We start from the raw sequence: 26417 nt of genomic DNA, 5'->3' as shown, positions 1-26417 counted from the left end.
TCGAAGCTGGCCGCTCATGCGAGATACCGATGTTGGAGGAATGTCTGTCATGCATCAGTCGAGGAAAGAGCAAGCCATGGAACGAATAGCGAGTGCGTTAATCAATCCGGACCTGCGTGAAGTCAGGATCGCAGCGGAGCTGGATGCGGATATGGAAGCGGCTGAGGAATGGGAAGGCAGACCGCTGCATGCCGGGCGCTCTGGCAACCGGATGTGAGACGTGCGCGATAAAAGCGTTTTCGAATTTGTAATATTACTGTAATCAATCGCTAACGTTCTATTAACATCCAGGACCTATAATAGATCTCGACCCCCTTTTTTAAAATATACTTTTACTTTGGACCTGCACGTTGTTGCGGGTTTTTTTCTGTCTTGCGGACGGAAAACCGCTCTGACCGCTTCAGATCAGAAGCGCGTTCTTGACTTTCCACCCATCGGCAAGTAAAATAAACAATCAGTATGAGATATATGGATTCCATGACGGGAAAAAGTAATTCTTCGCGAAATATACAGAGAGGGACGCCAATTGGCTGCAAGCGTCCTTATGACGGTTGAATGAAAGACCTCCCCGAGAACAGATGGCGAACGAGAGCATGGCGCATGATGGCGTCAGGCAATTCCTCCAGTAGCTGCTCTGCGAATGACGGATGTTACCCGTTGCAAGCGAGCGAACCGTATTGCGGATTCGTTCGGAATGTGGGTGGTACCACGGAAGCACAAGCTTTCGTCCCTTCGGCGATGCCGATTGGATGGGAGCTTTTTTTGATTGTCACGAATCAATGAAGAAAGTAGGGAAAGGCATGAAATTTCAGAAATCGCCCGGAACGCAGGATATATTGCCAGGCGCGGTGGAGAAATGGCAATACGTGGAGGGCAAAGCCCGCGACATATGCCGCCGCTTTAATTTCAGAGAGATTCGAACGCCGCTCTTTGAATCCACAGAATTGTTCCAGCGCGGCGTTGGAGAAACAACGGATATCGTCGAGAAGGAGATGTATACCTTTATCGACCGTGGCGAGCGCAGCCTGACGCTGCGTCCGGAAGGAACAGCTGGCGTTGTGCGCTCCTACGTGGAGAACAAGCTGTTCGGTGATCCGGATGTAAGCAAGCTATATTATATCGGCCCGATGTTCCGCTACGAGCGCGCGCAGGCGGGACGCTACCGCCAGTTCCACCAATTCGGCATTGAAGCGATCGGTGCAGTTGATCCGGCGATAGATGCAGAGGTTATCGCGCTTGGCTACACCTTCTACACCGAAGTAGGCCTGAAGGGTGTCCGCGTCGAGATCAATTCCGTCGGCACACCGGCTGTACGCGCGGCATTCCGCGAGCGTCTGCTGGAGTTCTTGAATCCGAAGCGCGAGCTGCTGTGCAAGGACTGCCAGTCCCGTATCGACCGCAATCCGCTCCGCGTGCTGGATTGCAAAGTGGATCAAGCGCATTTCGAAGGGGCTCCTTCCATTCTGGACAGCCTGGACGAGGAGTGCAGCGCTCACTTCGAGAAGGTGAAGCAGTGTCTGACGGATATGGACATTCCTTATGAGATTAACCATCGACTGGTTCGCGGTCTTGATTATTACACGCATACCGCATTTGAATACAAGGCGGAGGGGATTGGCGCCATCGATACCATCGGCGGCGGCGGACGCTATAACGGCCTCGTATCCGATGTCGGCGGGCCGGAGCAGCCGGGCGTCGGTCTTGGCCTCGGCCTGGAGCGTACGATTATTTTGCTGGAGCACCAGCAGACGGAACTGCCGAATTTGCATGAAATCGACGTGTATATCGTCGCGCTTGGCGATACGGCGGACCGGGAAGTAACCCGCTTGGTCTATCAGCTTAGGCAGCAAGGCATTCGAGCGGAGCGCGACTACCAAGGCCGCAAGATGAAAGCTCAGCTTAAATCTGCGGATCGTCTCGGCGCAAGGTTCACTGCCATTCTTGGCGACGATGAGCTGGAACGCGGCGAGATTGCGCTGAAGGATATGGCGAAGGGCGAGCAGCGCATGGTTCCAATGAATGCTCTTGCTTCGGAGCTTCAGCCGTAAGCGGGAATACCTGCAGGATGAATGAACAACTACTAACGATAAAGTGAGGAGACATGATTATGACGATGATGTTGAAGACGCATAACTGCGGAACATTGACGAAAGCAGATGTAGGACAAATTGTAACACTGAACGGCTGGGTACAGCGCCGTCGTGACTTGGGCGGAGTATTGTTCATCGATCTTCGTGACCGTACAGGAATCGTACAGACTGTATTCAACCCGGATTTCTCCGGCGAGGCGCTGGCTGTCGCTGATCGTGCGCGCAACGAGTTCGTGCTTGCTGTCAAAGGCAAAGTAGTCGAGCGCGACCCTGAGACATTCAACGCGAACCTGGCAACAGGCGAGATCGAAATCCGTGTAACGGAAATCGAAGTGCTGAACGCGGCGAAGACGCCTCCATTCCCGATTGAAGACGAAGTGGAAGTCGACGAGTCGCTTCGCCTCAAATACCGTTATCTGGACCTGCGTCGTCCAGAGATGCAGAAGACGCTTCTGCTTCGCGCGAAAGCGGCGAAGATTTTCCGCGACTACCTGGATGGGCAAGGCTTCATTGAAGTAGAAACGCCGATTCTGACGAAGAGCTCGCCGGAAGGCGCTCGCGATTACCTGGTGCCTAGCCGCGTGCATGAAGGCGAATTTTTCGCACTGCCGCAATCGCCGCAAATTTTCAAGCAATTGCTGATGGTCGGCGGCGTAGAGCGTTATTATCAAATCGCTCGCTGCTTCCGCGACGAGGATCTTCGTGCAGACCGCCAGCCGGAATTTACGCAAGTCGACGTTGAGACTTCGTTCCTCTCGCAGGATCAATTGCTTGGTATGATGGAAGAGCTGTCTGCGAGATTGCTTCGCGAGACATTAGGCGTGGAGCTGGAGCTTCCGTTCCAACGCATCACGTATGCAGATGCCATGAACAAATATGGCTCCGACAAGCCGGATCTGCGTTTTGGACTGGAGATCGAAGATATTACTGATATTGTCGCATCGAGCGACGTGAAAGTATTTGCAAGCGTAGCAGCTGGCGGCGGCGTGGTTAAAGCGCTGAACGCAAAAGGCTGCGCAAGCTGGAGCCGCAAGGAGCTTGACGACCTGCAGCCGTTCGCAGCACGCTACGGCGGCAAAGGCCTTGCATGGATCACAGTGAAGGATGGCGAGTGGAGAGGTCCAATCGTGAAATTCCTGAAGCCGGAGGAAATCGAAGCGTTGACTGAGCGTCTGGGCGTTGAGGAAGGCGACCTGCTGACCTTCTCCGCGGACAAGCCGAAAGTGGTGGCGGATGTGCTGGGCAACCTGCGACTGAAGCTGGGCCGCGATTTGGGACTTATCGACGATTCGAAGTTCAAATTCGCTTGGGTTGTGGACTTCCCGCTGCTTGGATGGGATGAGGAAGCGAAGCGTTATGTAGCGGAGCATCATCCGTTCACGCGTCCAAATGAAGAAGATCTGCACTACTTCGATACTGACCCTGGCAAAATCCGCGCGCAAGCGTATGACCTCGTCCTGAACGGCTACGAAGTAGGCGGCGGTTCGATGCGTATCTACAAGCGTGAGGTTCAGGAGAAAATGTTCAACGCGCTCAGTCTGTCGCCGGAAGTGGCGCAAGACAAGTTCGGTTACTTGCTTGATGCATTCGAATATGGCACGCCTCCGCACGGCGGCATCGCCTTCGGCTTCGACCGTCTGGTCATGCTGCTGGCAGGCCGCACAAACCTGAGAGAGACGATTGCCTTCCCGAAAACGGCAAGCGCGACAGATCTGCTTGTCGACGCGCCGTCCGAAGTCGAGCTGTCCCAGCTTGAGCAGCTTCATATCCGTACGGTTCTGAAGCCTAAGCCGGCAGCCGCTGCAGCAGGAGCGCCAGCTTCCGCACAAGGCGAAGAGAAATAGGCTTAACGCAAAGGAGGCTTACAGAGCATGCTGCATCAATTCTCGCGTACGGAGCTTGCGATCGGTCCGGAAGGGCTGGAGCGGATGAAAGGGAGCACGGTTGCCGTGCTCGGCATCGGCGGAGTCGGCTCTATTGCGGCAGAGGCGCTGGCTAGAACCGGCGTCGGCCGCATCATCCTGATCGACAAGGACGTTGTCGACATTACGAATATTAACCGTCAGATCCATGCGCTTTTGACGACAGTCGGTGAGCCGAAGGCAGATCTGATGCGGGACCGCATCAAGCTGATCAATCCGGAGTGCGATGTCATCTCCTTGCGGATGTTCTATACGGAAGAGACGTATGAGCAACTGTTCGCTTATCCGCTGGACTATGTGGTCGACGCATCGGATACGATCATCTATAAGGTTCACTTGATCAAGCAATGTCTGGAGCGCGGCATTCCTGTCATCTCCAGCATGGGCGCAGCTAATAAAATGGACCCTTCGCGCTTTAAAGTAGCGGATATCTCCAAGACGCATACAGACCCGATCGCTCGTGTCGTACGCACGAAGCTGCGCAAGGACGGCATCAAAAAGGGCGTGAAGGTCGTCTTCTCCGATGAGGAGCCGATGAAGCCGCGCGAGGACGTGACGCAGCGCATTGTACCGGAGAACGCTCCGGAAATCCGCAAAGCGCAGCAGCCGCCGTCTAGCAACGCCTTTGTTCCGCCGGTTGCCGGACTGATCATGGTCAGCGTGGTAGTAAAGGATTTGCTTGCATCGGGAGAAACTGGCGCGTGAATGCCGAACTTTCCCGCAAGCTGAGACTGGAGCCGGATAAGCGGGCAGTCATTCTTCATCCGCCCGATGATTATGATATTGTCCGCGAATTGGGCTTGCCGGCTTCCTCCAGCCGGTCGACGGAGGATGAGCTTGGCGAAGGGGCATATGAATTCGTTCTGTTGTTTGTTACTTCCCTCGCAGAGCTGGAGAAGCGGGCGCCTGTCGCCATCCGCGCTGCGGAGACGGATGCCTTGCTATGGATTTGTTATCCGAAGGGAACATCTCGCATCAAGACAGATATCAATCGCGATACAGGCTGGACGCTAATGAAGACGTTCGGCACCGAAGGCGTTGCGATGATCTCAATGGACGAGACGTGGTCCGCTATGCGTTACAGGCCGGAGGGCGCTGCCAAATCGAGTCGTTCCCGCAAGAAGGGGAGTGAGCTTGGAGCTCTGGCGGTGAAGCCATCTGCGGCCGTGCCTGATCTACCGGATGACCTGAAAGCCGCGTTCACAGCGTCACCGGAAGCCCGGACTTTTTTCGACACGTTGACGGATTCCATGAGAAGAGATTATTTAAATTGGATTCTAGAGGCGAAACGGGAGGAGACCAGGGCAAAACGGGTGTCTGCATCGATTGAGAAGCTTGGAAAGGGACTTAAGCGTCCTACCGATAAATAAAGGTTTAGCAGCAGCGCTGCGACGGGTTAAGCCCGTTGCAGCGCTGTTTTTTATGCATGGGAAGTTGCCCGCTAGCGCCAGTTCGTTCGGCAGCGGTAGCTATGCAGATTGCGGGACAGCTAGATTTGGTATATAATAGGTTTATAAAAATGAAACATAGTTTCATATGGTGAAACTTACTGTTAGCAGACATGGAAATTCCAATCCTAAATCGGAAGGAGGATAACGGATGTCCTACGTTTTTGAAGGAATTGATCATGTGCAGCTGGCTGCTCCAGAGGGCTGCGAGGAGCAGGCGAGGTTGTTTTATGGGAACATGCTGGGCTGGAGCGAGCTTGCGAAGCCGGAGACGTTGCGGCATAGAGGCGGCGTATGGTTCCGCTGTGGGAGCCATGAGGTTCATATTGGCGTCCAACCCGCGTTCGTACCGGCGCTGAAAGCCCATCCTGCCTTTACCGTACGGGGCCTTCAGCATTTGAAGGAAAGACTGAGCCGCTCCGGCGTTCCTGTCATCGATGACGAGCTCAGGCTGGAGGAAGGGTATCGCCGTTTCTTTGCATCCGACCCGTTCGGCAACCGGCTGGAGTTTCTGGAGCGTATCGAGAGTGCGGAATAATCGAATCAAGAAGGAGGACAACAAATATGGACAATAAGGAACGATTTACGAATCGGGTGGACAATTATGTGTTGTATCGCCCGACCTATCCGGGAGCAGCGATTGATTTCTTATACGAAAAGCTGGGGGTTGGCCCGGACAGCGTCATCGCGGATCTGGGGGCGGGTACAGGCATCTTCTCCAAGCTGCTGCTGGAGAGAGGCAGCCGTGTTATCGGCGTAGAGCCAAATGCAGCGATGCGTGAGGCGGCTGTGCTGGCGCTTGGCGGCTCAGAGCGCTACCAAGCTGTTGCAGCCTCGGCGGAGGAGACTGGACTGCCGACGCATTCTGTAGATTTCATTGTCTGCGCACAATCGTATCACTGGTTCGACAGAGAGCTTGCGAGGGCGGAATTCAAGCGTATCCTGAAGCCGGGCGGCAAGGTCGTTCTGATCTGGAATTCGAGAAAAACCTTCGGGACGCCATTCCTGGAGCAATTCGAGAAGATGTTGCTTGAATACGGTACGGATTACGAGAAGGTCGGCCATAAGAGCATCACACTGGACACGTTGCGTTCATATTTCGCAGACGGAGGCCCGACACTGAATACGTTCTCGATAGAGCAATTGCTGGACGAAGATGCGCTGAAGGGCAGGCTGTTGTCCTCCTCGTACAGCCCGACGCCTGACCACCCGCGTTATGAGGCTATGATGAAGGAACTGAAGGACATCTACCGGAGCAATGAGGCAGACGGCGTTGTCAGGATGGAATATGTCACGGAGCTGTATTGGGGAGAAGTTTAGGTAGACAGCCTGTCGATCTGGCGAACGTCTGTGCCTGTATGCTATCATCTAGGTATACCATCATAAAGGATTGAGTGTCGGCATGGACTTATTTAGCTATGAAGAAGCGGAACGGCCCCGGGCGAGATTGCTCGCTGATCGGATGAGACCGCAGACGCTGGATGAATATATCGGACAAGAACATATCATAGGCCAAGGCAAGCTGCTGCGCCGGGCGATTGAGGGCGACCAGGTGTCGTCTATCCTTCTGTACGGACCGCCGGGCTGCGGCAAGACGACGCTTGCGAACATCATATCACTGCGGACGGAAGGCGATTTCGTCAAGCTGAATGCGGTAGATGCTTCCGTCAAGGATGTCAGGGAGGTCATTGACCGGGCAAGGTCGAACAAGACGCTGTACGGCCGCAAAACCATTCTGTTCCTCGATGAGGTGCATCGCTTCAACACGTCGCGTCAGGATGCGCTCCTGCCTGCAGTTGAGCAGGGCATTATTATCTTTATTGGTGCGACGACGGAGAATCCATTTCATCATGTGAACGGGGCTCTTCTCTCCCGGTCGACGCTGTTCCAGCTTGAAGCGCTGGAGGAGAAGCATTCCATGGAAGCGATGCGCCGGGCGATTGAGGATGCGGATCGCGGTCTTGGCTTTATGAAGCTGATTGCGGAGGAAGAAGCGCTGCAGCATATCGCCGACATGTCCGGCGGCGACATCCGGCGGTCTCTCAATGCGCTCGAGCTGGCGGCGGTGACGACGCCTTCCGAGCCGGATGGCTCCGTCCGTATCACGCTGGAGGTTGCGCAGGAGTCGGTGCGCAAGCCTTCCATCCGGGCGGACATGTCCACGCAATACGATGTTTTGTCGGCCTTCCATAAGAGCATCAGAGGCTCCAGCGATGCCGCATTGTTCTGGTTTCTGTACGCTGTGGAGAAGCTCGGCATGGACCCGATGACGTTCCTGCGCAGATTAATCGTAGCTTGCAGCGAAGATATAGGGCTCGCGAATCCGCAAGCGATGGTCCAGGCGGTGACTGCGATGGACGCCTATCACAAGATCGGCTGGCCAGAGGCCAAATATAACATTTCCCAGGCAATTTTGTTCGCAGTTGAAAGTCCGAAGTCCAATGCGACTGCGGTGGCCATTGGGAATGTGATGAATGCAATCGAGCGCAACGGCAATCTGGAAGTGCCGCTCCATCTTCGCGATACGCATTACAAAGGCGCGGCGCAGCTCGGACACGAGGGCTACAAGTATCCGCATGACTTCCCGAACCACTACGTAAAGCAGCAATATTTGCCCGATCCGCTTGCGAAAGTCACATTCTACAAAGCGTCAGAACAGGGAATGGAAGATAAGATCAAGCAAAATCAGCAGCGTCGCTTGAAGTGACGCTGCTGATTGTTATTTGCTAATATCTTGCTAGTCCCATATTCGTACACGAGGAATGTCTGCCGTTCTTAGATAATCCAGTAATTGCCCCATATGAACAGACTCGTGATAAGCAATGCGCAGAAGCATATCGCCCAAGCCTCTGATATACCCCGCATCGGATCGGTCGATTTGGATTTCGTCCAGATCGGATTCGGTGAAAGCGGCAATCGTTTCTAGAAACTGATTGCGATAGGGCTCCGCAAATTCAAGCTCATCTTGAACGGTTGTGTAAGAACGATGTTCAAATGGGGAATCGAAATGCGGCAGACTGCCTCTATGCTGCAGCGCCAAATGATAATAATGCTCGCTTTCGAGTACATGCCTGACCATCTCGATGCATGTCAGGGCGCTGTCGTCCGGCTTCCAGCCGAACATATTCTCAGGAATAGATGTCCACACTTTAATGCTTCGACGCCGAACTTCATTGAAATGCAAAAGAATGAGAGAAATTGAGTTCATAATTGCCTCCTGAATGAAATATCCTAAAAGTATACACGAATAAATGTTCGGATTTCAATTCTGGGATCAATCATACCAAATGATGAGGAGGCCGCGATGAACGTATTGGACCATGAAGAATATAAGAAATGGGCTCTGATTAGGCAAAGAGGAAAGTTTCGCTATATGTTGAAGTGGGTCTTGTATTTCTTCTTATTTATGACGTTGATTCATGGATTTGTGTCGTTGCTTAACGGCAATGAGTTCGGGATACAGGAAGTTTTAATCGTACTGGCTGTTAGTCTGCTTGTTGGAGGCATAGGCTCTCTATTGAGATGGATAATATTCGAGAAGAGATTTCGGCTTAGCGATGACGACAATACCCCGGGGTGAAAGCAGAATAGAGCGGAGTACGTCCGCGACATCGTCTAATCGATTTAAACATAAAGGAGCATCATTCCCGCCAAGGGGAAGATGCTCCTTATTGGTTACTGCGCAATAGAAAACATGAGTCCGAAGTAAGCGAACACCACCATAAGCAGCCCCAGAAGGAAGGCTACGCTTGGGCGATTCATCCGGTACGTCCAGACGACGCCCACCGCCATTAGCAGCGCTGCGGCGAACATGAGCACGCTCTCCATATGGAGTGTAAACGCAAGCTGAACATCCGGGCTGAACGCCCCTTTGTACAGCCAGGTGAACAGCGGTGACGGCGATACCGATTGCAGCGTATCCTTGAGGTTATGCGGCGGCGCCTGCTGGCCCATGAAGGCTGTAGCGCCAAGCACCAGCATTGCAACCACGCTTTCCGCCCGGAGCCATTTGACCGGCTGGAAGCTGCTGTCCTTCGCGGCCACCGACTTGTATAGAAAGCCGTTCGTATAGGCGAATAACAGGAGCGGCAGAATGAGCAAATGCTTGATTAGCAGCGCCTGGCCATACGGGATCATCCATGAATTGACGTATTGCGGCGTAGTAAAGGTCATTAGCGTCAGTCCGGCCAGCAGCGTGACGACCACGCATATAATCGCGACCGGCGAAAACCACTTCAGGAATGCGGACCAATTGTCCTTATCCTTGGAGAACCAGCTCACGACGAACAATATGCCGATCCAGACGCTGAAAGCCAGAAAATGCATCGTATGTACAAACAAACCTTTGAAGGAACTAAGCGACGAAGCATGGCTTGCGTAACCTAGCCATATAACAAGCAATCCGGTAACGAACAGCGCCACCTTGGGCATATGCTTATCGTTCCGGAATGCTTTCATGCCCAGCAAGAGAGCCAGGCCAAGAGAACCAACAGTCGTCCAGATCCACGCCTTGCCCGATTTAACGTCCATCAGAATGCTCTTCAGCATCTCGCCGTACGTTAATTCGAATTGGGAGGCATACTGGCTGGCAAGCTGATGAATCGGCGCGAAGGACAAGATCGGAATGGCAAGTGCACATGCCATTAACAGCCCGTTCGGGACATGAACGGAAGGACGCTTGCGCTCCGGCACAAGCCGAAGCACAAGCGTTCCCATCAGAATAGCAAAGCTAATATAAAGAAGTCCTTCGCTTACGTAGATCATGACGATTTTTTCCTCATCAGCACAACGAAAATGACGACAGCTACAAGGATGATGCCGATCATGACCAGCACAGGCGGTGATGCCAGCACATCGCCGATGTCGTCGCCGGAATCGTTATCCGACGGCGTTGCTGTTGGCGTAGCGGACGGCTGTTCACTAGGTTGTTCGCTCGGCTGCTCGCTTGGCTCGTTCGATGGCTCTTCGGATGGGGTAGGCGACGGCGTCGCTAGAACAGACGCATCTACCGTAAACGCATATTCGCCCTCTACCGCATGGCTGTCCGCTCCGATAATCGTCCATTTCACCGTGTACTTGCCATTATCCAGCGCGGCTGGTACGGCTCCGGTCATCGTGTCGCCGCTTACTTCGGCTTTGCCGGTCTCCACTTGCTCTCCGGCTTCGTTGAACAGCTTGAATGTGCTTAGCTTCTCGATTTTGGTGTCAAACTTCATCTCAATACGCTCTGGAGATACATCTACCGTGGCGTCAACTGCAGGCAATGCGGTTTGCAGCGTGGAGTGCGCCAGTGCCGCGGAGGGCAGGAGCCAGATGAGGGCCATAACGATGAGTAATGCTCGTTTCATAAGGGATCAATCCTCCGTTTCTTTGTTTGCGAGTGGCAGCGCTTCAGCATGGCAATCGCTCCTTGCATTATACCATCTTTACCATACGGAAAGCTTCAAGGTCGTGATCAATTCGTTGCAGACTTTTGAACGTTTGATGAATGCGGGCTAGAAAAAAATAACAACTTTATCCGGGTACAGCGCGTTTAATACTCATAAGGAAACTTTAGGGACAAGGGGGGATGCACTTTATGAAAAAAAGACTGGCTGTTATGCTGTTCTTCGGACTGGCGGTGCTGGCGTTATCGTCGTATTCGAATGCTTCAGACCCCGCCAATATTGTGATCAAGTCCGGTGCCATAGCTTTTGAGGGAGTCACTGAGAAGGGGGCCGGTGAGGAAGGGCTTGTCTCATCCGATGAACGCCTGTTTCAGAACTGGATGAACAGCTATTCAAAGATTCCTTACGTTAAGCTCGGAGACAAAATGACCATTGAGGCAAATCGCGACTTATCGGGGAGTTATGAAATAAGGGACGTCCTATTAAAGAAGGACGGAACGCTGAAATACAAGACCCAACAAAACATAGAGCCTAGTCCTGTAACCGAGATACAATTCGATCAGGGCGTCGGCAGCTTTGTTCTGACGGAAAATATGCACGCTTATTTAAGCTCCCAGAGCGCAGACTATGAGCCGGGCGCAACGATCAGAGGGTTTAAGCTCTATCTAAAGGACACGGAGGAAACGCTTATATTTGTAATTCAAACCGATGCGGGGAGTTCAGAGGAGCAGGAAGTCGCATTCCATTGCATATCGACTAAGCCATCCTGAATACATATGACTACTACGCGCAGATTAGGCTGATACACGTATGTGCAAAAAAGGGAGGTGCACCCGTCGCCGGGCCATGCGCCGCGGTTGGCGGGGATGGGTTGGGAGAGCCTTTGCCGCTTGGCTTGTCGCTGACGCTTGTGATGCTTCTGGTTGGCTTGAACGGTTTTTTGGCTGCGTCGCAGCATGCGATGTCCAGAGCAAGAATGAATCGGATGGAGCGCTTGACATCTGGGAAGGACGCTCATGCGGGGCGGGCGAGACGGATACTGGAGCGAAGCGGGTATGCGACGGCTTGCCAGCTCGGCATTACTATGTCTTCGATTGGCCTCGGATGGCTGGGAGCGAACCTGGCAGCCGGGCGGGTAGCGCCCTGGTTGTCGGATGCCGCGACGATCAGCCCGTCCGCTGCGGTATGGAGCTCCATAGCGCTTGTGTTTGTTCCCCTTGTACTGTTGCATGTCACGATAGGCGCGCTGGTGCCCCGAGCAGCCGCGCACCGCAGAGCGGAGCTTGCCGCGATTCGGGCTGCGAGGCCCCTCCATCTCCTCTACCTCACCATATGGCCGCTAGTCTGGCTGGCCGATCATTCAACCTCTGTTATGCTGAAAATAGGAGGCATCGCACTCCCAACCGAGAAGGAGCCAGCCCACACGGAAGAGGATCTGCGTAATCTGCTGAAGGAAAGCCACCGCAGCGGTTATATTGATCAGACCGAGCTGACCCTGGTGGATAACATATTTGACTTCACGGAGACGACCGCGCGAGAAATTATGATTCCCCGCACCGACATGATCTGCTTGCATGCGGGGCTTTCGCTGCAGGCGAACAAAACGATCGCCGTCCAATATATGCGAACGAGATATCCCGTCTGCGAGACGGACAAAGACGATATTATCGGCTTTGTGCATATGAAGGATCTGTTTAACTTAAGCTCTGGAACAGTAGCATCAATCAAGGAAGTTATGAGGCCGGTCACAGCAGTGCCTGATTCAATCCCGATTAGTGTGCTGCTGAAGCTGATGCAACGAAACAAAACACAGCTGGTGATTCTGATTGACGAGTACGGCGGAACTTCGGGTCTGGTGACGCTGGAGGATATCATGGAGGAGATTGTAGGCGATATTCAGGATGAATTCGATCGCGAGCACGCCGCAATTATACGGCAGGAGGACGGCTCTTGTCTGGTCAGCGGATCGATGCTGATCGAGGAGATGAACAGCTTTTTCGGCATGAATCTGGAGAGCGGCGATTACGATACGATTGGGGGCTGGCTATACGCGCAGCTTCCTTTTCCCCCGGCGAAGGGGCATTCGGCAAGTGTCGATGGAAGATTCCAGTTTGTCGTCGAGGAGATGCAGCATCTGCGCATCTTGCGCATACGGCTTATTGTTCTGGCCGAAGATATGCAGCGGACCATAAAGAAAGGGCTCAACGGGAGTGTGTGAACCTCCCGATTGAGCCCTGTTTGTCTTTATTGCACGGTCTCGGCTTGAATCTTGTTGACGACATCGATCGTGCCGCCTCCGAGGCATACTTCGCCGTCATAGAAGACAACAGCTTGTCCTGGCGTAACGGCCTTCTGAGGCTGATCAAATGTAACAAGCGCCGTTCCGTCTTCCCGCATCGTGACGGTTACGCCTTGATCCTGCTGACGGTACCGGAATTTCGCTTTGCAAGCGAACGGCTCCCTGGTGTTCAGAGGAGCGATCCAGTTGAGGCCTGTTGCGATCAGGCTATCGGAATACAGGCTTGGATGCGTTTCTCCTTGCACGACATAAAGGACATTGTCCTGCAGGTTCTTGTCGGCTACGAACCAAGGCTCGCCGGAGCCGGTTCCGGAGCCGCCGATGCCAAGTCCCTGGCGCTGACCCAGTGTATAATACATGAGGCCGTCATGACGGCCTTTCTTCTCGCCCGTGCGAATATCAATCATATCGCCTGGTTTGGCCGGCAGATAGCCGCTCAGGAATTCCCTGAAGTTGCGCTCGCCGATAAAGCAGACGCCTGTGCTGTCCTTCTTCTTCGCCGTATGCAGTCCGGCTTCTTCCGCGATGCGGCGAACCTCCGGCTTCGGCAGATGGCCGATCGGGAACATCGCTTTCGCGAGCTGGTCCTGATTAAGCGCGCTCAGGAAGTAGGTTTGGTCCTTGCCGGCGTCTATGCCGCGCAGCAGCTTTGTTACGCCGTCTTCGGTCCGCTCGACTCTGGCATAATGCCCGGTCGCCAGATAGTCGGCGTTCAGCTCAAGCGCTTTGTTCAGGAAATCGCCGAATTTAATTTCTCTGTTGCACATGACATCGGGATTCGGCGTGCGACCCCGCTTATATTCATCGAGGAAATAGGTAAATACTTTATCATGATACTGTCGTTCAAAGTTGACCGTATAATAAGGAATGCCGATCTGATCGCAGACGCGGCGGACATCCTCGGAGTCCTCTTCCGCGGTGCAATGCCCGAATTCATCGGTATCATCCCAGTTTTTCATGAATATGCCGATTACGTCATAGCCCTGCTGCTTGAGCAGGAGCGCGGTGACGGAGGAATCGACGCCGCCGGACATACCGACGACAACTCTCGTTTCGGCGTTTGATTTGCTCATCTATGCCACCACCTTGTCTCTTGAAACTTTCATCATTGTATCATATGCTAAAAAAGTTTTCATGAAGAAGTGGGGGCTTTTTTGACACGAGGGGTGTCCAATATGTTACCATATAAAGATAATAGGAATACAGTGATTAAAGAGAGGTGCTACCTTGAAGATATCGACTAAAGGACGTTACGGTCTTACCATTATGATGGAGCTTGCAGCAAGGTTCGGCGAAGGTCCAATCTCGCTGAAGAGCATTGCCGAGCGTAACTCACTATCCGAACATTACTTGGAGCAATTGGTCGCTCCGCTGCGCAACGCAGGATTGGTAAAGAGTATTAGAGGCGCATATGGAGGGTACATTCTGTCCAAGGACCCGGCGCAAATTACATCCGGAGATATTATCCGCATTCTGGAGGGCCCAATCTCTCCGGTAGATTTCACAGAAGAAGACGATCCGGCGAAGCGCCATCTGTGGCTGCGCATCCGTGACAGCATCGCTGAGGTGCTCGACTCCACCACGCTGGAAAACTTAATCGCTTTCAAGGAAGAAGAAGCGAAGGATAGTTATATGTTTTACATTTAATCGCATACTTTGCATAAGGAAGAGCCCACCGATCATTTATTCGGCGGGCTCTTATTCAATTTGTCCCGGATTTTGTTTATTTTCCTTCACTAGTCGCTTCAATTGTTTATTAAAAGATGTATTCGAAAGCCATAATCCTCGTTGGCCTTATTGTTCATGAATTTTTGAATTCCGTATTTCGATCAGAAAAGCGCCTTGATCGAGCCCAACCACGCAGTAGCCCTGGTCATCCGTTGCACGATCCTTCGGAAAGGCTCAGCAGGAGCAGAGTCGTATGCCGGAAGTATGCTACCACCTGCGAAAATTGTCAATAATAAAATCCATTTTTCCATAATAATTCCTCCTGCCTATAAAACGCTTCAAAACGCGCTATAGTTGCGCAATTCGTACGATAGGTGAGCCTTGACGAATGTGTTATACTTTTCTAGATAAAGCTGTAGGACAAGCGAAATAATTCGATGGTTGAAGGATTCGCCGCAAGGCGCAGATTTTGAGCATCTACTATAAGGGTGACGGTTGATGGGTACATACTATTTTGATCATGCCGCTACAACGCCCATGCATCCGGATGTCGTGAAGACGATGCTCGGGCTGATGCAGGGAGTCGGGGGCAATGCATCGAGCATGCACGCGTACGGACGAGCAGCCAAGGGAGAGCTCAGCCGTGCGCGTGATCTGATTTCGGCGGCGATTGGCTGCAAGCCGGGAGAGCTGCTGTTCACATCCGGGGGAACGGAAAGCGACAATTTGGCCTTGATCGGCGGGGCGAAGGCTCAGCGCAAGCGCGGCAAAAACCACCTGATCACTTCAGCGGCAGAGCATCATGCCGTGCTGCATACATGCGAGTGGCTGGAGCAGGAGGAAGGCTTCAAGCTGACCGTGCTGCCTGTCGATCAGCAGGGCCGCATTCATGCGGATCAAGTGAGAGACGCGCTGCGTCCGGATACGGCGCTCGTAAGCATCATGCACGGCAATAACGAGGTCGGCACGCTGCAGCCGATTGAGGCGATCGGCGAAGCCGCGCATGCGGGGGGCGCTCTGTTTCATGTCGATGCTGTACAATCGTTCGGTACTACCAACTATCGGCTATCGGAGCTTCCGGTTGACTTTATGAGCTTCTCTGCGCACAAGATTAATGGACCACAAGGGGTCGGCGCCTTGTATGCGGCCGCCGGAGCGCCGTTCGAGTCGCTGCTGCAGGGCGGCTCGCAGGAGCGGAAGCGCCGTGCAGGCACCGAAAATATAGCCGGAATTGCCGGCTTTGCCAAAGCTGTTGACATTTGTGTGAACGAAATGAAAAAAAAGCAACCTTTTTTGGACAAACTTCGTAAAGAATGGGTAGAGCTGATGATAGGCGAATTGTCAAGCGATGAGGTTATCGTGAATGGCGATTTGGAGAACAGCTTGTCGCATATCATCAATCTTAGCTTTATCGGCGCCCATACGGAGTCGATGCTTATGAATCTCGATATGGCGGGTATAGCAGCAGCTAGCGGCTCGGCCTGCACATCCGGTTCGCTGGAAAAGTCCCATGTGCTAAGAGCGATGGGCATTCCGCAGGAAAGATTGGATTCAGCTGTAAGATTTAGCTTCGGGTTGGGGAATACTTTGGAGGAACTTCAAGAAGCCGCTCCTATTGTCGCGGGTATCGTAAGGCGGATACGGAGCTAGGTTAGGAGGCTTCCGGCCAAAGTGATCAAACTTCAACAGCTGATCGGGCTGCCGGTCATCGTTATTCATTCCGGCAAGCAAGTAGGAACCGTGAAGGACTGCTGGTTCGATGAGAACTGGAAGCTGAACGGCGTCGTGCTGGAATACGGCAAATGGTTTGCGGCGAAGGTTCGCATTGTCGCTTGGAGCGACGTACTCACCTGTGGTGAGGATGTTGTTATCATCGCAAGCGAAGAGGCCGTCATGATGATGAAGCCCAAGGAAGTAAGCCGCGCTTTTTACACCGGCGTCGTGAAATTGAAGAATATGCCGGTTGTAACCGTACACGGCGATCAATTAGGTTTACTGTCGGATGTTTATTTTTACCCTTTACAGGGTACACAGATAGTAGGCTATGAGCTTACTGACGGTTTTGTTTCGGATCTGATGGAGGGGCGTAAGTGGCTAAAGGCGCCGAGCGATCCGGATATGGTGTTGCTCGGGGAAGACGCGATTATCGTTCCTGCTGTCAGTGAAGCGGAATTGGAGCCTGTCGCAGCTTCCAATTTCAGAGAATAGGGAGAAATGTTTATGATGAATATGCTCAGATGTCCGAATTGCAATTCGAAAGATATCGGCAAGATCGGTTCCCACCAATTTTACTGCTGGGGCTGCTTTATTGAACTGACGGTGAATGGCGAGAAAATGTCGGTCTATCAAGTGGAAGAGGACGGCACGCTGAGCTCGCTCGACGACCTGTTCTTCGAGGACGATATCGCTTCGCAAGAGATTCACGTCAACTAACAAATAACTTCCATTGAATAAAACAACCAGGGACGGCCATAAGGCCGTCTTTTTTTGCGTTCCAAGGATGATTGGCATGACTTGTACATATACTGAACAACATAGGAGATCCTTTGCTCGCATGCGACTGGTCAGATGCGCGCGGGATGTTCGGGGGTGCAAGAGGTGGAACGATTCACAAAAAACCGGTTGTTCGTAGGGCTCATTTATTTGATATTGAGTTTGGTGGCGATCTACTTTTTATTGCAGCTGAAGCCGCTGATTGTCTCCATCTACGATTTTTTGAAAGCCGTGCTGGGGCCGTTTATTATTGCCATGATTATATCCTACGTGCTTAATCCCATTGTGACGCTGCTGCATGAGAGGAAGGTGCCGCGCACGATTGCAGTGTTGTTGATCTATGCGGTATTTTGCGCTGTGGTGACGGTGCTGCTTGTCAATATGATTCCGATGTTCGTGAATCAGATCCAGGAGTTGAACCGCCATATACCGGAGCTATCCATGCGGGCGCAAAGTCTGGTGACCGATATTAACAACACATCGTTCCTGCCTGAGAGCTTCCGCGATGGCGTCAATAAGGCGTTGATCGGAATCGAGAAGCGGGTGTCAGAATCGCTGCTGCATTTTATCAATAATATCGGGAACATGTTGAATGCGGTATTCATTGCGTTTATCATTCCGTTCCTGGCCTTCTATATATTAAAGGACTTCGATGTCTTCGAACGAACGGTCATTACTTACGTACCGAAGTCGCATCGGAAAAATACGGTCCGGCTCATGAAGGATATCGACCATGCGCTTGGCAGCTACATCAGGGGGCAGTTCCTTGTCTGCTTGATCGTCGGTATATTGGCTTATACCGGCTATTTGTTCATCGGCATGCCGTATGCGCTATTGCTGGCCAGCATTGTAGCGATTACGAATGTGATTCCTTATCTGGGACCGTTCTTCGGTGCAGCGCCTGCCTTGTTGATGGCGTCGACCGTCTCGCTGAAAATGATGATTTTGGTGGCGATTGTGAATACGGCCTGCCAAATCCTTGAGGGTAATGTCATCTCGCCGCAGGTGGTCGGCAGAACGCTTCATCTGCATCCGCTGCTCATTATTTTCGCCTTGCTGGTGGGCGGCGAGATTGCGGGCATTGTGGGCATGATATTAGCCGTGCCGATCTTCGCGGCCTGCAAGGTGATCGTCCAGCATATGTTCGCCTACTATGTGCGCCGAAAGATTATTTGACAGCCTACAGGGGCAAAGTTATAATTTGTCGTATAATAGCTAACACGATGATGAAATGGAGTAAGCCATAGCAAGCCATCCAGAGAGAATGCTTCTTCGCAGTTGCCCATCGCGGCGATATGCGTCGGTTGAGAGAGCGTTTATGTGCGTAAGTGGCCGAAAGCTAGTTTCGGAGTGTGAATGAACTTCAACGGCTGGACCCGTTATCGTCCGTTAAGGAGATTGCGCATGCTGCGCGATAACCAGGGTGGTACCGCGATATCGATTCGTCCCTGTCATTGACAGGGGCTTTTTTATTTTTTCAGAATATAGAACCTATAGGAGGCAATCGTCGATGAAAGCAAGTGAAATCAGAGCCAAGTGGCTGCAGTTTTTTGAAGAGAAAGGGCATAAGATCGAGCCGAGCGCTTCGCTCGTGCCGCATAACGATCCGTCCCTGCTATGGATCAACGCGGGCATGGCGCCGCTAAAGCAATATTTTGACGGCCGCGTCATTCCAGAGAATCCGCGGATTGCCAACTCGCAGAAGTGCATTCGTACCAATGATATCGAGAACGTCGGCAAGACTCGCCGCCACCATACGTTCTTCGAGATGCTGGGCAACTTCTCCATCGGCGATTACTTCAAGGAAGAAGTGATCACTTGGGCGTGGGAGTTCCTGACGGACAAGAAGTGGATCGGCTTCGATCCGGAGCGCCTGTCCGTAACGGTGTACCCGGAGGACGAAGAAGCATTCCGCTTCTGGAATGAGAAGATCGGCCTGCCGTCTGAGCGCATCTACAAGCTGGAGGAGAACTTCTGGGATATCGGCGAAGGACCGTGCGGGCCGTGTACGGAGATTTTCTACGACCGCGGCGACAAGTACGGCGATCTGTCCGATCCAGAGTGCTGGCCGGGCGGCGAGAACGAGCGTTTCCTGGAGGTATGGAACCTCGTATTCTCCCAATTCAACCATAACAAAGACGGCAGCTACACGCCGCTGCCGAGCAAAAATATCGATACTGGCGCAGGCCTGGAACGTTTTGCTTCTATTCTGCAAGACGTGGATTCGAACTTCGACACGGATCTGTTCCTTCCGATCATCGACCGCACTTGTGAAGTGGCAGGCGTGACGTACAAAGTGAACGAGGAGCAGGATGTGGCGCTTAAAGTGATTGCCGACCATATCCGTACGGTTGTATTCTCCGTCGGCGACGGTGTTATGCCGTCGAATGAAGGCCGTGGCTACATCATCCGCAGACTGCTTCGCCGCGCGGTGCGCTATGGCAAGAAGCTGGGCGTGGATCGTCCGTTTCTCTATGAGCTTACGCCGATTGTGGGCGATGTCATGGGTGTCTACTATCCGGAAGTAGTCGAGAAGCGCGAATTCATCGAGCGTGTCATCCGCACGGAAGAGGAGCGCTTCCACGAGACGTTGTCCGACGGCCTTGCGATGCTGTCCGATATCGTGGCATCCGCCAAGTCGGCTGACAGCACCATCATTCAAGGCGCAGACGCATTCCGCTTGTACGATACGTACGGATTCCCGTTCGACCTGACGGAGGACTTTGCGGCGGAGCATGGCATGACCGTCGACCGTGAAGGCTTCGACGCGGAGATGGAGCTTCAGCGCGAGCGCGGACGCGGCGGACGCCGCGAGACCGAAAGCATGAAGGTGCAGGGCGGACCGCTGTCCGAATATACGGATAAAAGCGAATTTGTTGGCTATACTGATCTGATAACTGACTCCCAGATTAAGGGTATCGTGCTGGGCGACGCATTCGTAGAGGAAGCGGGCGAAGGCAATCAGGTGCTGGTGCTGCTTGACCGCACACCGTTCTATGCAGAGAGCGGCGGACAGATCGCAGACCGCGGCACGATTGCAGGCGACGGCTTCGAGCTTCGCGTAGAGAATGTATCCAAGGCTCCGCATGGTCAGACGGTTCATCATGCGGTTGTGGTATCCGGCACGGCCAAAGCAGGCGCAACCGTGCAATCGGCGATCGACAAGGCTGCGCGTGAAGATATTATTAAGAATCATACGGCAACACACTTGCTTCATAAAGCGCTTAAGGAAGTGCTTGGCGATCACGTGAATCAGGCTGGCTCCCTGGTGGAGACAGACCGTCTGCGCTTTGACTTCTCCCACTTCGGCAGCGTTACAGCGGAAGAGCTGGCAGAAATCGAGCGCAAAGTGAACGAGCAAATCTGGCTGGGCACAGATGTCGACATCTCGAACAAATCGCTGGCGGAAGCAAAAGCGATGGGTGCTATGGCGCTGTTCGGTGAGAAATATGGCGATGTCGTGCGCGTCGTGCGTGTTGGCGATTATAGCCTTGAGCTGTGCGGCGGCTGTCACGTTCGCAACACTTCGCAGATCGGATTGTTCAAGCTGCTTGGCGAGAGCGGCATCGGTTCCGGCGTTCGCCGAATTGAAGCTGTAACCGGAAGACATGCTTATACGTATTACGAGGAGCAAGTGGAATTGCTGAAGCAATCGGCAGCGCTGCTGAAGTCAGGCGTAGCTGACGTGCCGAAGCGGATTGAAGGCCTGAACGCGCAACTGAAGGAGCTGTCCCGCGAGAACGAATCGCTGCAGGCGAAGCTGAGCCGGATCGAGGCGGGTTCACTTGAATCGCAAGCGGTGAAGGCGGGCGAAGTGACGGTACTCTGTGCGAAGGTGAATGCGCCGTCGATGGATGCGCTGCGCGGCATCGTGGATGAACTGAAGCCGAAGCTCGGCGCAAGCGTCATCGTGCTGGGCGCGGTAGCAGACGACAAAGTCAATCTTGCGGCAGCGGTATCCGCTGATCTCGTGAAGAAGGGCTTCCATGCCGGCCAGATCATTAAGGAAGCGGCGATTATTTGCGGCGGCAACGGCGGCGGACGCCCAGACATGGCCCAAGCAGGCGGCAAGGATATTACGAAGCTGGACGAAGCGCTGAAAGTTGCGGAAGAACTGGTTGTTAACCGGGCGAATGTGATATGATAGTGCTAGGCAATGTCTCTTTAACGGTTTTTTGGAAAGCGAGGTGCTGTTGATGAGTTCTATGGACCAAACAATGAAGTTTAACGTGAAGGCTGAGGGGGTGGAGACTTCTTCTGGAGATATTCTTCTTAGCGTGCATGAAGCATTGCTGGAGAAGGAATACAATCCAATTAACCAGATCGTTGGGTATTTGCTGTCCGGAGATCCCGCGTATATTCCGCGGCACAACAACGCCAGAAGTTTGATCCGCAAGAAGGAACGCGACGAATTGATCGAAGAGTTGGTCCGGTTTTACTTGCAGCACAAGAAACAATAACAAGGAGCCGGACAATTAGATGAGAGTGATGGGACTGGACTATGGGGACCGCAATATTGGAGTGGCGATCAGCGATGCCTTCCAATGGACGGCTCAAGGCATCACAGTCGTGGAAAAACGACGCGACGGAGGAGAGCTGGATCGGTTATCCGAGCTGGCAAAGGAACATGAAGTATCCGAAGTCGTAGTTGGTTTGCCGAAGAATATGAACGGATCCGTCGGCCCGCGTGGCGAAATTTGCATCGCATTTGCCGAGCAGATTGGGCAGAAGCTAGAATTACCAGTTCACCTTTGGGATGAAAGGCTGACAACGGTAGCAGCCGAGCGAACGCTCCTGGAAGCGGACGTCAGCCGGAAGAAGCGAAAGCTAGTCATAGACAAGATGGCCGCAACGATCATCTTGCAAAATTATCTCGATTCTAAAACGAAAAGGTGAGGGTTACGATGACAAAGGACGACATGCAGTACGAAGAGCCGGAAATCATTTATATTCCGGATGAAGAGGGCAACGAAGAGGAATTCGAAGTCATCATGAAGTTCGAAGTAGATGATTCGGATCAGAAATATATGATGGTTGTGCCGCTGATCGGCGCGGATGACGAGGAAGACGAAGTCTATGCGTTCCGTTATGAAGAAGATGGCGACGATCTGAAGCTGTATACGATTGAAGACGAAGAAGAATGGAACATGGTCGAGGAAACGTTCAACACGCTGCTCGGTGAGTTGGAGGAGCAGGGAAATGACTGATGTTTCACATAACAATCCTGAGCGGCTTAGCCGCTTGAAGGAACTGTTCGGCACCGAAGTGGAACTCGTGTCTGAAGATGGCACAGCCGAATTTTTCCGGATTAAAGCCGAGTTCAAGCTAGGCGGCGTGCAGTATGTTGCGCTGCAAAGCGAGGCGATGCGCGCCGAAGACGAGGTTGAGCTGTTCCGCATCAATCTGGACTCCGATGAGCCTCATCTGGAGACGATTGAGGACGATGAGGAATGGGAATCGGTCTCGGAAGCCTATGACGATCTGCTGTTTGACGGAGAAGAGCGCCCATAGCGTCCTGTACGGCGTTATCATTCGGCAGCTTGTCATTGCGCAATAAATACATTCGTATAGTGGAACCAAAAGGGCGGCTTACCACCGCTCTTTTTTTCGGAAACTTGCAGAAGAGGGTGCGATTGGTTGGATACGATGGAAGAGAAGCAAACGCAAAAAAAGAAGAAAAAGCGGAGCAAGAATCAGAAGCCTAGAACATGGCTCATTAATTTGTGGGTCTTTGTCAGCCTGGTGGGCATTATGGTTCTGGTCGCCGGCGGTGCGGCTTTTTACTTGTGGAACAATCTTAAACCTACGCCCAAGGGCGAGATGAAGCAGGTGACGATCACTCGGGGCATGTCTGCCAATTCAGTGGCCGATCTGCTCGAAGAGAATGGCATTATTAGAAATGGATTTGTATTCAGCTATTATTTGAAGATGAAAGATGAAGGAGCCAAGTTCCAAGCCGGCACGTACGAGCTGCAGCCCGGCATGGACAAAACTGCGGTTATTGCGAAGCTTAACGCGGGGGATACGATCGCAGCAGAGACGATCAGATTCACGATTCCGGAGGGCTTCACTGTCCTGCAGATTGCGGACAAGCTGTCGGCTGATGGACTCATTAATAAAGACAAGTTTCTGGAGCTGGCCGAGACGGACCGCGCCTGGGGAGACTCAGAGACGGTCCGCGGCTTGCCGAAGTCGGATAAGCTGCATAAGCGTCTTGAGGGTTATATGTTCCCGGAGACATACGAAATGAAGAAGGAAAGCACCGAGGAAGATATTATTATTCGCATGCTGACAGAGACTGACCGCAAGCTTAGCGCTTTGCCGGAAGGCTGGCAAGATGCAATGGAAGCTACGGGCAGAACACTGCACGAAATATTGACGATCGCATCGCTGGTTGAACGCGAGGTTGTCGTAGACGAGGAGCGCGCGCTGGTTGCCGGTGTCATCTACAACCGGATTGCAGCCCCAATGCGGCTGCAGATTGACGCTACGGTCCAATATGCCCTGGATACGCCGAAGGCACGCCTGTCTCTGTCTGATTTGGAAATCAACAGCCCTTATAATACGTACAAGATCGACGGCTTGCCGCCGGGACCGATTGCAAGTCCGAGCATTGCTTCGATTGAAGCGGCGTTGTATCCTGCGGATACCAAATATCTATTCTATGTGACGAAAAAGGATGGCTCACAGTCGCATCTGTTCGCAGAGACGTTCAAGGAGCATCAGAAGAATATCGCTTTAAGTGAAAAAACGACGCAATAGCAGGTGCCAGCAGACCAACTTTGTGAATTGGCACCCCTAGTATAGACGAAGGAGAACCATAATGACGTACAGACCTGAATTGCTTGTCACCGCATCGTCGCTTGAAGAGCTGTCCCGGCTTATAGCTGCCGGCGCCGACGCGTTCGTCATTGGCGAGTCCCGTTACGGGACTCGGCTTGCCGGTGAATTCTCGAGAGAGATGATCAAGGAAGCCGTAAGCCTGGCACACGCCAAAGATGTTCGAATCTATGCGGCGGTCAACAATATTATCGATAACGCTGCGCTTGAAGAGCTGCCCGATTATGTGGCGTTTCTCCATGAAGCGGGAGTAGACGCCATCGTATTCGGTGATCCTGCCGTGCTAATGGCTGCGAAGTCTCATGCGCCCGGCATGGCGCTGCATTGGAATACGGAGATGACCTCGACGAACTTCGCAACGGCCGAATATTGGGCGCGCAGAGGCGCAACACGTTATGTGCTTGCTCGGGAGCTCAATATGGAGCAGATCGAAGATACGAAGGCAAGGTCGGAGCTTGAAATTCAAGTTCAAGTGCATGGCATGACGAATATTTATCATTCGAAGCGTTCATTGGTGCACAGCTATCTGGAGCATAAAGGGGACCCGGAGCGCATCCCGGATGCGGAGATTGAGCGCGGACTGTATATGATGGAAGCGGATCGTCCCGATGAGCGCTATCCCATCTTCGAGGATGCTAACGGCACGCATGTTATGAGCTCCAGCGATATTTGCATGCTCGAAAACTTGCACGAGCTGCTGGCCGTCTCGGTTGATAGCTTCAAGATCGAAGGCATCATGAAATCGGTCGAATACAACGAGAGAGTCGTTAGCGTCTATCGCAGAGCGATTGATGCCTATTTGGCTGACCCGGAAGGCTATCGCTTCCAAGAGGAGTGGCTCGATTCGATCAAGGAAGTGCAAGATCCGAAGCGCGAGCTAAGCTATGGCTTCTTTTATAAGGAACAAGTCTATTGATCGGATACATGCAGGAGGTGTGAACCACGATGACTACAGGCATAAGAACGGCTTCCCGCCGCTATCAGGGCAAGCGCAACAGGCTGGATCGGCCGGAGTTGCTCGCTCCGGCAGGCAATCTGGAGAAGCTGAAATTCGCCATTCACTACGGGGCGGATGCCGTCTATATCGGCGGACAAAAGTACGGTCTTAGATCCAATGCGGACAACTTCAGCTTCGAAGAGATGAGAGAAGGCGTCGAATTCGCCAATCGCTACGGAGCGAAGGTGTTCGTCGCCACCAATATCTATGCGCATAACGAGGATATTGAAGGTATCGAGGAGTATTTGCGCAATTTGGAGGCAGTCGGCATCTCGGCTATTATTGCCGCTGATCCCGTCATTATTGAGACGGCACAGCGCGTTGCGCCGAAGCTGGAGGTGCATCTCAGCACACAGCAATCGACGATGAACTGGCAGGCGGTCAAGTTCTGGAAGGATGAAGGACTGCCTAGGGTCGTGCTTGCGCGCGAGACTAGCTTCGAGGAGATCGAAGAGATCAAGAAGCATGTCGATATCGAGATTGAAGCGTTCATTCATGGTGCGATGTGCTCGTCGTATTCCGGAAGATGCGTTTTGTCGAACCACTTCACCGACCGGGATTCCAATCGCGGCGGCTGCTGCCAGTCGTGCAGATGGAAGTATGATTTGTTCGTGGACGATGCACCGATGTACGAGCAAGGCAAAGACCAGTTCACGATGGGCTCGAAGGATTTGTGCATGATCGGTTATTTGCCGGAGCTTATTGAGGTTGGCGTTGACAGCTTCAAGATTGAAGGCCGCATGAAGAGCATTCATTACGTGGCTACAGTGGTTAATGTCTATCGGCAGGCGATAGACGCTTACTTCGCCGATCCGGAAGGCTACGAATTGAAGCAGGAGTGGATCGAGGAGATGAACAAAGCCGCGAACCGTCCGCTCAATACGGGCTTTTTCCTGGATACCCCAGGGGTGGAGGATCATATTTACGGCCCTGAGGAAAAAGCGGCACCGTACGACTTTGCCGGCATTGTGCTGGATTATGATGATCGGACCGGATTCGCAACCCTGCAGCAGCGCAATCACTTCAAGGTAGGACAGGAAGTAGAATTCGTAGGACCGGGCGGCACATTCTTCAAGCAGACGGTGACGGAGCTGACGGATGAGACTGGAGTTGCTCTGGATGTGGCAAGACATCCGCTGCAAACCGTACGCGTGCGCACGCTAAAGCCGGTAAAGCCGATGGATATGATGCGCAAGAAAATTCGTTAACTATATTTAGTGGAAATTAGAAAAAAACCAACATAAAGTCATAATAAACCCTTAACCAAATTGGT

General features: G+C 52.7%; 29 protein-coding genes. 24 read left to right on the top strand and 5 right to left on the bottom strand.

Going from position 1 to position 26417, the window contains the following annotated elements; translation table 11 throughout:
* Positions 1 to 49: 49 nt before the first annotated feature.
* From ACFVSO_RS09760 to ACFVSO_RS09725, 8 genes are all read left to right on the top strand, one after another.
* Positions 50 to 217 (top strand): hypothetical protein, encoded by a 168-nt coding sequence (locus ACFVSO_RS09760; protein WP_387472658.1) that lies wholly within the window; start codon positions 50 to 52, stop codon positions 215 to 217.
* 583 nt (positions 218 to 800) lie between these two features.
* Positions 801 to 2048, top strand: a complete 1248-nt coding sequence (gene hisS, locus ACFVSO_RS09755; protein ID WP_387472656.1) for a histidine--tRNA ligase — start codon at positions 801 to 803, stop codon at positions 2046 to 2048.
* Between the two features lie 65 nt (positions 2049 to 2113).
* Complete coding sequence (gene aspS, locus ACFVSO_RS09750; protein WP_387472878.1) at positions 2114 to 3934, top strand: aspartate--tRNA ligase; 1821 nt, start codon at positions 2114 to 2116, stop codon at positions 3932 to 3934.
* A 27-nt stretch (positions 3935 to 3961) separates the two neighbouring features.
* The gene (locus ACFVSO_RS09745) at positions 3962 to 4717 is read left to right on the top strand and encodes a tRNA threonylcarbamoyladenosine dehydratase (protein ID WP_387472654.1); all 756 of its coding nucleotides are present in this window, start codon (positions 3962 to 3964) and stop codon (positions 4715 to 4717) included.
* The gene (locus ACFVSO_RS09740) at positions 4714 to 5382 is read left to right on the top strand and encodes a YdeI/OmpD-associated family protein (RefSeq protein ID WP_387472652.1); all 669 of its coding nucleotides are present in this window, start codon (positions 4714 to 4716) and stop codon (positions 5380 to 5382) included. The genes ACFVSO_RS09745 and ACFVSO_RS09740 overlap by 4 nt, the downstream gene beginning before the upstream one ends.
* A 229-nt stretch (positions 5383 to 5611) precedes the next feature.
* The gene (locus tag ACFVSO_RS09735; protein WP_387472651.1) at positions 5612 to 5998 is read left to right on the top strand and encodes a VOC family protein; all 387 of its coding nucleotides are present in this window, start codon (positions 5612 to 5614) and stop codon (positions 5996 to 5998) included.
* A gap of 26 nt (positions 5999 to 6024) precedes the next feature.
* A complete protein-coding gene (locus tag ACFVSO_RS09730; protein WP_387472649.1) occupies positions 6025 to 6780 on the top strand; it encodes a class I SAM-dependent methyltransferase in 756 nt (251 codons plus the stop codon).
* An 82-nt stretch (positions 6781 to 6862) separates the two neighbouring features.
* Entirely contained in the window at positions 6863 to 8167 is a 1305-nt protein-coding gene (locus tag ACFVSO_RS09725) for a replication-associated recombination protein A (RefSeq protein ID WP_387472647.1), read from the top strand.
* 30 nt (positions 8168 to 8197) lie between these two features.
* On the opposite strand, the gene ACFVSO_RS09720 is transcribed toward ACFVSO_RS09725, so the two are convergent.
* Entirely contained in the window at positions 8198 to 8668 is a 471-nt protein-coding gene (locus tag ACFVSO_RS09720) for a DinB family protein (protein WP_387472645.1), read from the bottom strand.
* Positions 8669 to 8764: 96 nt separating this feature from the next.
* Here ACFVSO_RS09720 and ACFVSO_RS09715 point away from each other — a divergent pair, with 96 nt between their 5' ends.
* Positions 8765 to 9040, top strand: a complete 276-nt coding sequence (locus tag ACFVSO_RS09715) for a hypothetical protein (RefSeq protein WP_387472643.1) — start codon at positions 8765 to 8767, stop codon at positions 9038 to 9040.
* A 95-nt stretch (positions 9041 to 9135) separates the two neighbouring features.
* Here ACFVSO_RS09715 and ACFVSO_RS09710 read toward each other — a convergent pair whose 3' ends face one another.
* Positions 9136 to 10224 carry a copper resistance D family protein gene (locus ACFVSO_RS09710; protein WP_387472641.1) on the bottom strand — a complete coding sequence of 363 codons (1089 nt, stop codon included), beginning with the start codon at positions 10222 to 10224 and terminating at the stop codon, positions 9136 to 9138.
* Positions 10221 to 10808, bottom strand: a complete 588-nt coding sequence (locus tag ACFVSO_RS09705) for a copper resistance protein CopC (RefSeq protein WP_387472639.1) — start codon at positions 10806 to 10808, stop codon at positions 10221 to 10223. The genes ACFVSO_RS09710 and ACFVSO_RS09705 overlap by 4 nt, the downstream gene beginning before the upstream one ends.
* 230 nt (positions 10809 to 11038) lie before the next feature.
* On the opposite strand from ACFVSO_RS09705, the gene ACFVSO_RS09700 reads away from it, so the two are divergent.
* Both ACFVSO_RS09700 and ACFVSO_RS09695 read left to right on the top strand, forming a co-directional pair.
* On the top strand, positions 11039 to 11617 hold the full coding sequence (locus tag ACFVSO_RS09700) for a hypothetical protein (RefSeq protein ID WP_387472637.1): 579 nt from the start codon (positions 11039 to 11041) through the stop codon (positions 11615 to 11617).
* 101 nt (positions 11618 to 11718) lie between these two features.
* Positions 11719 to 13065 carry a hemolysin family protein gene (locus ACFVSO_RS09695; RefSeq protein ID WP_387472635.1) on the top strand — a complete coding sequence of 449 codons (1347 nt, stop codon included), beginning with the start codon at positions 11719 to 11721 and terminating at the stop codon, positions 13063 to 13065.
* Positions 13066 to 13091: 26 nt separating this feature from the next.
* Here the strand turns inward: ACFVSO_RS09695 and mnmA are convergent, their stop codons facing one another.
* Complete coding sequence (mnmA, locus tag ACFVSO_RS09690; RefSeq protein ID WP_387472633.1) at positions 13092 to 14219, bottom strand: tRNA 2-thiouridine(34) synthase MnmA; 1128 nt, start codon at positions 14217 to 14219, stop codon at positions 13092 to 13094.
* Between the two features lie 154 nt (positions 14220 to 14373).
* On the opposite strand from mnmA, the gene cymR reads away from it, so the two are divergent.
* Positions 14374 to 14793, top strand: coding sequence for a cysteine metabolism transcriptional regulator CymR (gene cymR / locus ACFVSO_RS09685; RefSeq protein ID WP_387472631.1), 420 nt, complete (start codon positions 14374 to 14376; stop codon positions 14791 to 14793).
* 182 nt (positions 14794 to 14975) lie between these two features.
* Here cymR and ACFVSO_RS09680 read toward each other — a convergent pair whose 3' ends face one another.
* Positions 14976 to 15125: a hypothetical protein gene (locus ACFVSO_RS09680; protein WP_387472629.1), complete on the bottom strand. Its 150-nt coding sequence runs from the start codon at positions 15123 to 15125 to the stop codon at positions 14976 to 14978.
* Positions 15126 to 15312: 187 nt separating this feature from the next.
* Between ACFVSO_RS09680 and ACFVSO_RS09675 the strand changes: the two genes are divergently transcribed.
* From ACFVSO_RS09675 to ACFVSO_RS09620, 12 genes are all read left to right on the top strand, one after another.
* Positions 15313 to 16464, top strand: coding sequence for a cysteine desulfurase family protein (locus tag ACFVSO_RS09675; protein WP_387472627.1), 1152 nt, complete (start codon positions 15313 to 15315; stop codon positions 16462 to 16464).
* Positions 16465 to 16485: 21 nt separating this feature from the next.
* Positions 16486 to 17022 (top strand): PRC-barrel domain-containing protein, encoded by a 537-nt coding sequence (locus ACFVSO_RS09670; protein WP_387472625.1) that lies wholly within the window; start codon positions 16486 to 16488, stop codon positions 17020 to 17022.
* Between the two features lie 21 nt (positions 17023 to 17043).
* Positions 17044 to 17247: a hypothetical protein gene (locus ACFVSO_RS09665; protein ID WP_116045676.1), complete on the top strand. Its 204-nt coding sequence runs from the start codon at positions 17044 to 17046 to the stop codon at positions 17245 to 17247.
* Positions 17248 to 17412: 165 nt separating this feature from the next.
* Positions 17413 to 18483, top strand: coding sequence for an AI-2E family transporter (locus ACFVSO_RS09660; protein ID WP_387472623.1), 1071 nt, complete (start codon positions 17413 to 17415; stop codon positions 18481 to 18483).
* Positions 18484 to 18817: 334 nt separating this feature from the next.
* A complete protein-coding gene (gene alaS / locus ACFVSO_RS09655) occupies positions 18818 to 21451 on the top strand; it encodes an alanine--tRNA ligase (protein ID WP_387472621.1) in 2634 nt (877 codons plus the stop codon).
* 52 nt (positions 21452 to 21503) lie between these two features.
* Positions 21504 to 21767 (top strand): IreB family regulatory phosphoprotein, encoded by a 264-nt coding sequence (locus tag ACFVSO_RS09650; RefSeq protein ID WP_116045679.1) that lies wholly within the window; start codon positions 21504 to 21506, stop codon positions 21765 to 21767.
* A gap of 19 nt (positions 21768 to 21786) precedes the next feature.
* Positions 21787 to 22203 carry a Holliday junction resolvase RuvX gene (gene ruvX / locus ACFVSO_RS09645; protein ID WP_387472618.1) on the top strand — a complete coding sequence of 139 codons (417 nt, stop codon included), beginning with the start codon at positions 21787 to 21789 and terminating at the stop codon, positions 22201 to 22203.
* An 8-nt stretch (positions 22204 to 22211) separates the two neighbouring features.
* Positions 22212 to 22514, top strand: coding sequence for a DUF1292 domain-containing protein (locus ACFVSO_RS09640; protein WP_387472616.1), 303 nt, complete (start codon positions 22212 to 22214; stop codon positions 22512 to 22514).
* Positions 22507 to 22818 (top strand): DUF1292 domain-containing protein, encoded by a 312-nt coding sequence (locus ACFVSO_RS09635; protein WP_387472614.1) that lies wholly within the window; start codon positions 22507 to 22509, stop codon positions 22816 to 22818. Before ACFVSO_RS09640 ends, ACFVSO_RS09635 begins: the two co-directional genes overlap by 8 nt.
* 135 nt (positions 22819 to 22953) lie before the next feature.
* Entirely contained in the window at positions 22954 to 24069 is a 1116-nt protein-coding gene (gene mltG / locus ACFVSO_RS09630) for an endolytic transglycosylase MltG (RefSeq protein WP_387472876.1), read from the top strand.
* A 61-nt stretch (positions 24070 to 24130) separates the two neighbouring features.
* Positions 24131 to 25063, top strand: coding sequence for a peptidase U32 family protein (locus tag ACFVSO_RS09625; protein ID WP_387472612.1), 933 nt, complete (start codon positions 24131 to 24133; stop codon positions 25061 to 25063).
* A gap of 29 nt (positions 25064 to 25092) precedes the next feature.
* Positions 25093 to 26352: a peptidase U32 family protein gene (locus ACFVSO_RS09620; protein ID WP_387472610.1), complete on the top strand. Its 1260-nt coding sequence runs from the start codon at positions 25093 to 25095 to the stop codon at positions 26350 to 26352.
* The last annotated feature ends 65 nt before the right edge of the window (positions 26353 to 26417 follow it).

This window comes from Paenibacillus sp. NPDC057967 (assembly GCF_042887015.1).
Lineage (GTDB): Bacteria > Bacillota > Bacilli > Paenibacillales > Paenibacillaceae > Pristimantibacillus.
This window is presented reverse-complemented; position numbering and strand designations above follow the sequence as displayed.

Coding starts and splice junctions, on each gene's coding strand:
- ACFVSO_RS09760 (WP_387472658.1), top strand. CDS start 50: ATGCATCAGTCGAGGAAAGAGCAAGCCATGGAACGAATAGCGAGTGCG.
- hisS (WP_387472656.1), top strand. CDS start 801: ATGAAATTTCAGAAATCGCCCGGAACGCAGGATATATTGCCAGGCGCG.
- aspS (WP_387472878.1), top strand. CDS start 2,114: ATGATGTTGAAGACGCATAACTGCGGAACATTGACGAAAGCAGATGTA.
- ACFVSO_RS09745 (WP_387472654.1), top strand. CDS start 3,962: ATGCTGCATCAATTCTCGCGTACGGAGCTTGCGATCGGTCCGGAAGGG.
- ACFVSO_RS09735 (WP_387472651.1), top strand. CDS start 5,612: ATGTCCTACGTTTTTGAAGGAATTGATCATGTGCAGCTGGCTGCTCCA.
- ACFVSO_RS09730 (WP_387472649.1), top strand. CDS start 6,025: ATGGACAATAAGGAACGATTTACGAATCGGGTGGACAATTATGTGTTG.
- ACFVSO_RS09725 (WP_387472647.1), top strand. CDS start 6,863: ATGGACTTATTTAGCTATGAAGAAGCGGAACGGCCCCGGGCGAGATTG.
- ACFVSO_RS09720 (WP_387472645.1), bottom strand. CDS start 8,668: ATGAACTCAATTTCTCTCATTCTTTTGCATTTCAATGAAGTTCGGCGT.
- ACFVSO_RS09715 (WP_387472643.1), top strand. CDS start 8,765: ATGAACGTATTGGACCATGAAGAATATAAGAAATGGGCTCTGATTAGG.
- ACFVSO_RS09710 (WP_387472641.1), bottom strand. CDS start 10,224: ATGATCTACGTAAGCGAAGGACTTCTTTATATTAGCTTTGCTATTCTG.
- ACFVSO_RS09705 (WP_387472639.1), bottom strand. CDS start 10,808: ATGAAACGAGCATTACTCATCGTTATGGCCCTCATCTGGCTCCTGCCC.
- ACFVSO_RS09700 (WP_387472637.1), top strand. CDS start 11,039: ATGAAAAAAAGACTGGCTGTTATGCTGTTCTTCGGACTGGCGGTGCTG.
- mnmA (WP_387472633.1), bottom strand. CDS start 14,219: ATGAGCAAATCAAACGCCGAAACGAGAGTTGTCGTCGGTATGTCCGGC.
- ACFVSO_RS09680 (WP_387472629.1), bottom strand. CDS start 15,125: ATGGAAAAATGGATTTTATTATTGACAATTTTCGCAGGTGGTAGCATA.
- ACFVSO_RS09675 (WP_387472627.1), top strand. CDS start 15,313: ATGGGTACATACTATTTTGATCATGCCGCTACAACGCCCATGCATCCG.
- ACFVSO_RS09665 (WP_116045676.1), top strand. CDS start 17,044: ATGCTCAGATGTCCGAATTGCAATTCGAAAGATATCGGCAAGATCGGT.
- alaS (WP_387472621.1), top strand. CDS start 18,818: ATGAAAGCAAGTGAAATCAGAGCCAAGTGGCTGCAGTTTTTTGAAGAG.
- ACFVSO_RS09650 (WP_116045679.1), top strand. CDS start 21,504: ATGAGTTCTATGGACCAAACAATGAAGTTTAACGTGAAGGCTGAGGGG.
- ruvX (WP_387472618.1), top strand. CDS start 21,787: ATGAGAGTGATGGGACTGGACTATGGGGACCGCAATATTGGAGTGGCG.
- ACFVSO_RS09640 (WP_387472616.1), top strand. CDS start 22,212: ATGACAAAGGACGACATGCAGTACGAAGAGCCGGAAATCATTTATATT.
- ACFVSO_RS09635 (WP_387472614.1), top strand. CDS start 22,507: ATGACTGATGTTTCACATAACAATCCTGAGCGGCTTAGCCGCTTGAAG.
- mltG (WP_387472876.1), top strand. CDS start 22,954: ATGGAAGAGAAGCAAACGCAAAAAAAGAAGAAAAAGCGGAGCAAGAAT.
- ACFVSO_RS09625 (WP_387472612.1), top strand. CDS start 24,131: ATGACGTACAGACCTGAATTGCTTGTCACCGCATCGTCGCTTGAAGAG.
- ACFVSO_RS09620 (WP_387472610.1), top strand. CDS start 25,093: ATGACTACAGGCATAAGAACGGCTTCCCGCCGCTATCAGGGCAAGCGC.